The sequence below is a fragment of the Amycolatopsis sp. cg9 genome, from assembly GCF_041346945.1.
Classification (GTDB): domain Bacteria; phylum Actinomycetota; class Actinomycetes; order Mycobacteriales; family Pseudonocardiaceae; genus Amycolatopsis.
The window spans coordinates 5971276-5978698 of the sequence record NZ_CP166850.1; the positions used below are offsets into that span (position 1 = coordinate 5971276).

A 7423-nucleotide genomic window follows, 5' to 3' on the forward strand; every position below is an offset into this window, starting at 1 on the left:
CCGTGGTGCCGAAGACGCTGCACGTCGGCGAGCCGTCGTCCCATGTGGACTGGACGGCCGGGTCCCTGGACCTGGTCACCGAGGCGACTCCGTGGCCGGAGACGGCCCGCCCACACCGCGCCGCGGTGTCGTCCTTCGGCGTCAGCGGCACGAACGCGCACGTCATCCTGGAGGCCCCGCCCGCGCGGGAGGTCGTGCCCGGGACCGCGCCCGCGGTGGTGCCGTGGCCGGTGTCCGCGCGTTCCGCCACGGCCTTGGCCGACCTGGTGTCCACTGTGGCGGGTGACGCGCTCGACACCGGGTTCACCCTGGCGACCGGCCGGGCCGCGTTCGACCACCGGGCGGTGCTGCTCGGCGGTGAGGTCGTGAGCCGGGGAGTGGCCCGCGAGCGCGTCACCGCGTTCCTCTTCTCCGGCCAGGGCGCCCAGCGCCTCGGCATGGGCGGCGAGCTGTACGCGCGGTACCCCGTCTTCGCCGACGCGTGGGACGACGTCTGCGCGCACCTCGGGATGACGCTGGGCGACGTCGCCTGGGGCGAGGACGCCGCCGAGCTGGACCGCACCGGCTGGGCGCAGCCCGTGCTGTTCGCCTTCGAGGTCGCCGCGTTCCGGCTGCTGGAGTCGTGGGGTGTCCGCCCGGACTTCGTCGCCGGGCACTCGCTCGGCGAGGTCGCCGCGGCCCACGTGGCCGGGGTGCTCTCGCTGGACGACGCGTGCACGCTCGTCGCCGCCCGCGCCCGGCTGATGCAGGAGCTGCCCGAGGGTGGCGCGATGGTCGCGCTGCGGGCGTCCGAAGCCGATGTCCGGGAGCGGCTGACCGACGGGGTCGCGATCGCCGCGGTCAACGGCCCGCAGTCCGTCGTGCTGTCCGGAGACGAAGAAGCCGTGCTCGCGGTGGCCGAAACCTTCGGCGGCGGACGGCGGCTAGCCGTGAGCCACGCCTTCCACTCGCCGCTGATGGACCCGATGCTCGACGAGTTCCGGGCGGTCGTGACCGGGCTGCGGTTCGCGGCCCCGGTGATCCCGCTCGTCACCGACGGCGATGTCACCGATCCCGAGTACTGGGTGCGGCACGTCCGCGAGACCGTCCGCTTCGGCGACGCCCTCGACCGGCTGGCCGGGTCCGGGGTCTCGCTGTTCGTCGAGGTCGGGCCGGACGCCGCGCTGACGCCGCTGGTCGACCCGGCCGACGACCGCGTGATCGTGCCGCTGCTGCGCCGCGGCCGGTCCGAAGAGGACAGTGCGGCGACCGCGCTGGGCACGCTGTTCACGGCGGGCGTGAACCCGGACTGGGCCGCGTGGTTCGCCGGCACCGGCGCCCGCCGCGCCGAGCTGCCGACCTACCCCTTCGAGCACGAGCGGTACTGGCCCGAGGTGGTCACGAGCGGCCCGGCCGACGACGGCTTCTGGGCCTCGGTCGACCGCGCGGACACCGCCGGGCTCGCGGAACAGCTCGCCGTCGACCCCGCCGCGGTCGACGCCGTCCTGCCCGCCCTCGCCGCCTGGCGGCGCAAGCAGGCCGAAGCGGCCGCGGCCGACGACCTGCGCTACCGGATCACCTGGCAACCGGTCCTCGTCGCCGAGCCCGAGCCCGCGAACATCGCGGTCGTCCCCGGCGAAGACGCCGAGTGGGCGGACCGGGTCACCGAAGCCCTCGGGGCCGGCCGCGACCCGGCCGATGCCGACGTGGTGGTGTCGCTGCGGGAAACCGTTGCCGGAACACGAGAACTCCTGGCCGAGGTCGACGTCCCCGTCTGGTGCGTGACGCGCGGCGCGGTCGCCGTCACCCCCGCCGAGCGCGTCGACGGACCGGCCGCGCTGTGGGGCTTCGGCCGTGTCGCCGCCCTGCACGACCCGATGCGCTGGGGCGGGCTCGTCGACGTCCCGGCCGCATTGGACACCCGCGCCGCGGCCCGGCTCCGCGCGGTGCTCGGCGGGGACGAAGACCAGGTCGCCGTCCGCGCGGCCGGGGTTTACGGCCGCCGCCTGACCCGCGCCGCCGCCGGCGGGGAACGCTGGGAGCCGCGCGGCACCGTGCTCGTCACCGGCGACGGCCCGGCCGCGCTGCTCGCCGGCCAGTTGACCGGCGTCGACGTCGTCCGCGATCCGGCCGCACTGGCGTCCCCGCCGGACGCGGTCATCCACCGCGGAAGTCTCGAAGAGGCCAGGCAGTACGCCGAGTGGCCCCTGGAAGCGTTCGTGCTGCTCACTTCGGTCGCCGGGGTCTGGGGCGTGCGCGGCCGCGGCGACGAAGCCGCCGAGGCCGCCGAACTGGAGGCCTTCGCGCGGCAACGGCGTGACCGCGGCGAACCCGCGTCCGTCGTCGCCTTCTCGGCCTGGGCGGGCACCGGCGAGGACGAAGCCCACCTGCGCGACAGCGGGCTGCCCGTGCTCGACCCGGCCGCCGCCACCACCGCACTGCTCGCCGCCGTGCGGTCCGCCGACCTCACCACGGTCGTCGCCGACGTCCGGTGGGACCGCTTCGGCCCGGCGTTCACCGCGGCCCGGCCGAGCCCGCTGCTGTCGCCACTGTTCGCCCCGGCCCCGGCGACCGGGCCCGGCCTGCGCGACCTGGCTCCGGGGGAACGGTTCGAAACGGTCCTGGACCTGGTCCGGACCGCCGCCGCGACCGTGCTGCGCCACCCCGGCACCGACCGGATCGAACCCGACCGCGCGTTCTCGGCGCTGGGCTTCGACTCGCTCACCGCGATGGACCTGCGCACGGCCCTGAGCGCCGAGACCGGGCTGCGGCTGCCGGCGACGCTGGTGTTCGACCACCCGACCCCCCGCGAGCTGACCACGTTCCTGCTGGCCGAGCTGTTCGGCGAGGCGGAAGAAACCACCGAAACGGCCCCGGCGGCGCTCGGCGACGACCCGGTCGTCATCGTCGGCATGAGCTGCCGCTACCCCGGCGGCATCGGCTCGCCGGAGGACCTCTGGCGGGCGGTCGTCGAGGAGCGGGACGTCGTCGGCGGCTTCCCGGCCGACCGCGGCTGGGACCTGGCCGCGCTGACCGGTGACGGCCCCGGCAGCAGCGCCGCCAAGGAAGGCGGGTTCCTGCACGACGCGGCCGAGTTCGACCCCGGGTTCTTCGGGATCGCGCCCCGCGAAGCGATCGTGATGGACCCGCAGCAGCGGCTCGTCCTCGAAGTGGCGTGGGAGGCCTTCGAACGCGCCGGCATCGACGCCACCGGGTTGCGCGGCGGCGACACCGGCGTCTACATCGGCGGCGGCTCGGGCGACTACACCCCGCCCGCCGACACACCCGGGCACCAGGCCACCGCGCAGGCGGCCAGCCTGCTGTCCGGCCGCGTCTCCTACGCCTTCGGGCTGGAAGGCCCGTCGGTCAGCGTCGACACCGCGTGCTCGTCGTCGCTGGTCGCGCTGCACCTGGCGGCGCAGGCGCTGCGGGCCGGGGAGTGCTCGCTCGCCGTCGCCGGTGGCGTGATGGTGATGTCGAGCCCCACCGGCTTCGTCGAGTTCGGCGAGATGGGCGCGCTGTCGGCGGACGGCCGCTGCAAGGCCTTCGCCGACGCCGCCGACGGCACCGGCTGGTCCGAAGGCGTCGGCATGATCGTGCTGGAGCGCGAGTCCGACGCCCGCCGCCACGGCCACCGGATCCTCGCCGTGGTGCGGGGTTCGGCGGTCAACTCCGACGGCGCGTCCAACGGGCTCACCGCGCCCAGCGGCCCGGCCCAGCAGCGCGTGATCAAGCGCGCCCTCGCCGTGTCCGGGCTGGCACCGTCCGAAGTGGACGCCGTGGAGGCGCACGGCACCGGCACGAAGCTCGGCGATCCCATTGAAGCGCAAGCCTTGCTGGCCACCTACGGCCGCGACCGCGACCGGCCGCTGCTGCTCGGTTCGGTGAAGTCCAACCTCGGTCACACCCAGGCGGCGGCCGGCGCGGCCGCGGTGATCAAGATGGTGCTGGCCATGCGGTACGGGCTGCTGCCCAAGACGTTGCACGTGGACAAGCCGTCCGAGCACGTCGACTGGTCCGCGGGCAGCGTCGAGCTGCTCACCGAAAGCCTGCCGTGGCCCGAAACCGGGCACCCGCGCCGGGCCGGGATCTCCGCGTTCGGCGCCAGCGGCACCAACGCCCACCTGGTGCTGGAACAGGCCCCGCCGGGGGAGCCGCGTCCGGCCGCCACCCCGGGGACCGTGCCGGTCCGGCTGTCCGCGCGAAGCGCCGACGGCCTGCGGGACCAGGCTCGCGCCCTGCGGGAGCACCTGGTCGCGCACCCCGGACTCGCGCTGCCCGACGTGGCGTTCTCGGCGGCGACGACCCGCGCCTGGTTCGAGTCGCGGGCCGTCGTCGTGGCCGCGGACCGGGAGGAACTGCTGACCGGGCTCGGCGCGCTCACCGCCGGGACGCCGTCGCCGCTGGTGCACACCGGCAAGCCCGCGACCGGGAAGCTCGCGTTCCTGTTCTCCGGGCAGGGTTCGCAGTACCCGGGCATGGGCCGCGACCTGTACGAGCGGTTCCCGGTGTTCGCCGCCGCGTTCGACGAGGCGTGCGCGCACCTGGACCTCGACCTGCCCGGCCCGCTGCGGGACGTCGTCTTCGGCGACGACGCCGACGCGCTGGCCGAGACCCGGTGGTCGCAGCCGGCGGTGTTCGCCGTCGAAGTCGCGCTCTACCGGCTCGTCGAGTCGTGGGGCGTGCGGCCCGACCACCTCGCCGGGCACTCGATCGGCGAGTTCGCCGCCGCCCACGCGGCCGGCGTGCTGTCGCTGGCCGACGCGTCCCGGCTGGTCGCCGCCCGCGGCCGGCTCATGCAGGAGCTGCCGGGCGGGGCGATGGCCGCGCTGGAGCTCGGCGAGACCGAGGCGGAAGAGCTGATCGGCGGGCGGCCGCTGTCGATCGCCGCGGTCAACGGACCCGAGGCGGTGGTCGTCTCGGGCGACCCGGACGCGGTCGCCGAGGTCGCGGACCTCGTCGCGGCGCGCGGCCGAAAGACTAGACGTTTAAGGGTCAGCCACGCGTTTCACTCGTCGCATATGAACGCGATGAGGGACGAGTTCGAGCGGATCGCCGCGGGGGTGCAGTTCGCCCCGCCGGCGCTCCCGGTCGTGTCCACCGTCACCGCGTCCCCGGTCACCGGCGAGCTGGGCACGGCGGCGTACTGGGCCGACCACGTCCGCCGTCCGGTGCTGTTCGCCGGTGCCGTCGCCGCGCTCGACTCACTCGGCGTCACCAAGTACCTGGAGCTGGGCCCGGACAGCACCCTCGCGGCGCTCACCCGGCCCCTGACCGGCGAGTCCGCCACGGTGACCGCCGCCCTGCGCGCCGGCCGCGAGGACGAGCCGACGCTGGTCTCGGCCCTCGCTCGCCTCGACGTCGGCGGCACCCCCGTCGAGTGGGCCGGCCTCTTCGCCGGGGCCCGGCCGGTCGACCTGCCCACCTACCGGTTCCACCACGAGCGGTTCTGGCCGGACACCCCGGCCGCGGCCGCCACGCCGGACTTCCTGACCGGGCTGGACGCCGACGTGCTCGCCAAGGAGATCGACGTCGACCGCGCCGCGCTCGACGCCGTGCTGCCCGCGTTGCTGGACCTGCAGCACCGCCGGGCGCAGCAGTCCACTGTGGACGAGCTGCGGTACCGCGTCGCCTGGAAGCCGCTCGGCGGCGCTTCGGGTGCGGTGCCGGACGGCAAGTGGCTGGTCGTCGTGCCCGCCGGCTTCGCCGAAGACCCGTGGGTCGCGGGCGTGGCCGAGGCGCTCGGCGCCGAGGTCACCGGCCCCGACACCTTGACCGCGGCGCTCGACGGCGTCACCGGCGTCGTTTCCCTGCTGGGGCTGGACGAATCCACGCCGACCGCGGGCGCCGCGGCCACCACCGCGCTGCTGCAGGCCCTCGCGGGCACCGGCAGCGCGGCCCGGCTGTGGTGCCTGACCCGCGGCGCGGTCACCGCCGTGCCGTCGGACCGGGTCACCTCGATCGCGCAGGCCGCGCTCTGGGGCCTGGGCCGGGTCGCGGCGCTGGAGCAGCCGCAGCGCTGGGGCGGCCTTGCCGACCTGCCCGCCGGCCTCGACGAACGCGCATTCGCCCGGCTGGGCGCCGTGCTCGCCGGGACCGAGGACCAGGTCGCGGTGCGCGCGGCGGGCACGTTCGCCCGGCGGCTCGTGCGCGCTCCGGCCGGTCAGCCGGCGCGGGCGTGGCAGCCGCGCGGCACCGTCGTCGTCACCGGCGGCACCGGCGCGCTCGGCAAGCACGTCGCCCGCTGGGCGCTCGCCGAAGGCGCCGCGCGGGTCGTGCTCACCGGCCGGCGCGGCCCGGACACCCCGGACGCCGTCGCGCTGCTGGCCGACCTGGGCCCGCGGGCCTCGGTCGTCGCCTGCGACCTCACCGACCCGGCCGCCGTCCGTGACCTGCTGACCCCGGACGTCACCGCGGTGATCCACGCGGCCGGCGTCCTCGACGACGGCGTGCTCGAGGGCTACGGCCCGGACCGGTTCGACGCCGTGTTCGCGGCGAAGGCCGCGTCCGCGCTCGTGCTCGACCGCGTCTCCCGGGACCTGAACCTCGACGTCTTCGCGCTGTTCTCCTCGGCGTCCAGCTCGGTCGGCAACGCCGGCCAGGCGAACTACGCCGCGGCGAACGCGGTCCTCGACGCCGTCGCCGAACGCCGGCGCGCGGACGGCCTGCCCGGCACCTCGATCGCCTGGGGCGCTTGGCGAGCGGGCATGGCCGAGACCGCCGACGCCGCGGCCCGGGCCCAGCGCACCGGCACCCGGCCGGTGCCGCCGGAGCTCGCGCTCGCCGCGTTCGCGCAGGTCGTGCTCGCGGCCGACGCGGCGCCGGTGGTGGCCGACATCGACCACGCGACCTTCCTGCGGACCTTCACCGCGGCCCGGCCGGCACCACTGCTGACCGATCTGCCGGAGTACCGGCGGCTCACCGCGGAAGCGCCGGTCGAAGTGGGAGTTGTGCTGCGGGAGCGGCTCGGCAAGCTGCCGCCGTCCGATCGCGAGAAGGCCGCGCTCGACGTCGTCCGCACCCAGGTCGCCGCGGTGCTCGGGTTCGCCGGGCCGCACGCGGTCGACCCGGAGCGGCCGTTCTCCGGGCTCGGGTTCGACTCCCTCAGCGCGATCGAGCTGCGCAACCAGCTCGCCGCGGCGACCGGGCTCGACCTGCCCGCGACGCTCGTGTTCGACCAGCCGTCCCCCGCCGTGCTCGCCGCCGACCTGGTGCGGCAGCTGGCTCCGGGTGCGGCTCCCGACGACCTGGACCCCGAGCTGCGCGCCCTGCTCGCGGCCGTTTCCCCGGCACGCCTGCGCGAAAGCGGCGTGCTGGACACCTTGCGCCGCCTGGCCGGGCCCGACCCGGCCGGGGACGAGGCCGCCGACATCGACGGCATGTCGGTCGACGACCTGGTCCGCGCGGCGCTCGACGGCGAGGCCACCTGACCCCGATGAACCTA

At 76.1% G+C, this 7423-nt stretch carries 1 protein-coding gene (cut by a window edge); it reads left to right on the forward strand.

Going from position 1 to position 7423, the window contains the following annotated elements; translation table 11 throughout:
* On the forward strand, window positions 1-7409 hold the 3' portion of the coding sequence (locus AB5J73_RS28340) for a type I polyketide synthase (protein WP_370961709.1). The gene continues 19612 nt to the left of window position 1, outside the view; only the last 7409 of its 27021 coding nucleotides appear in the window; its start codon lies off the left edge, out of view; its stop codon occupies window positions 7407-7409.
* Window positions 7410-7423: the final 14 nt, after the last annotated feature.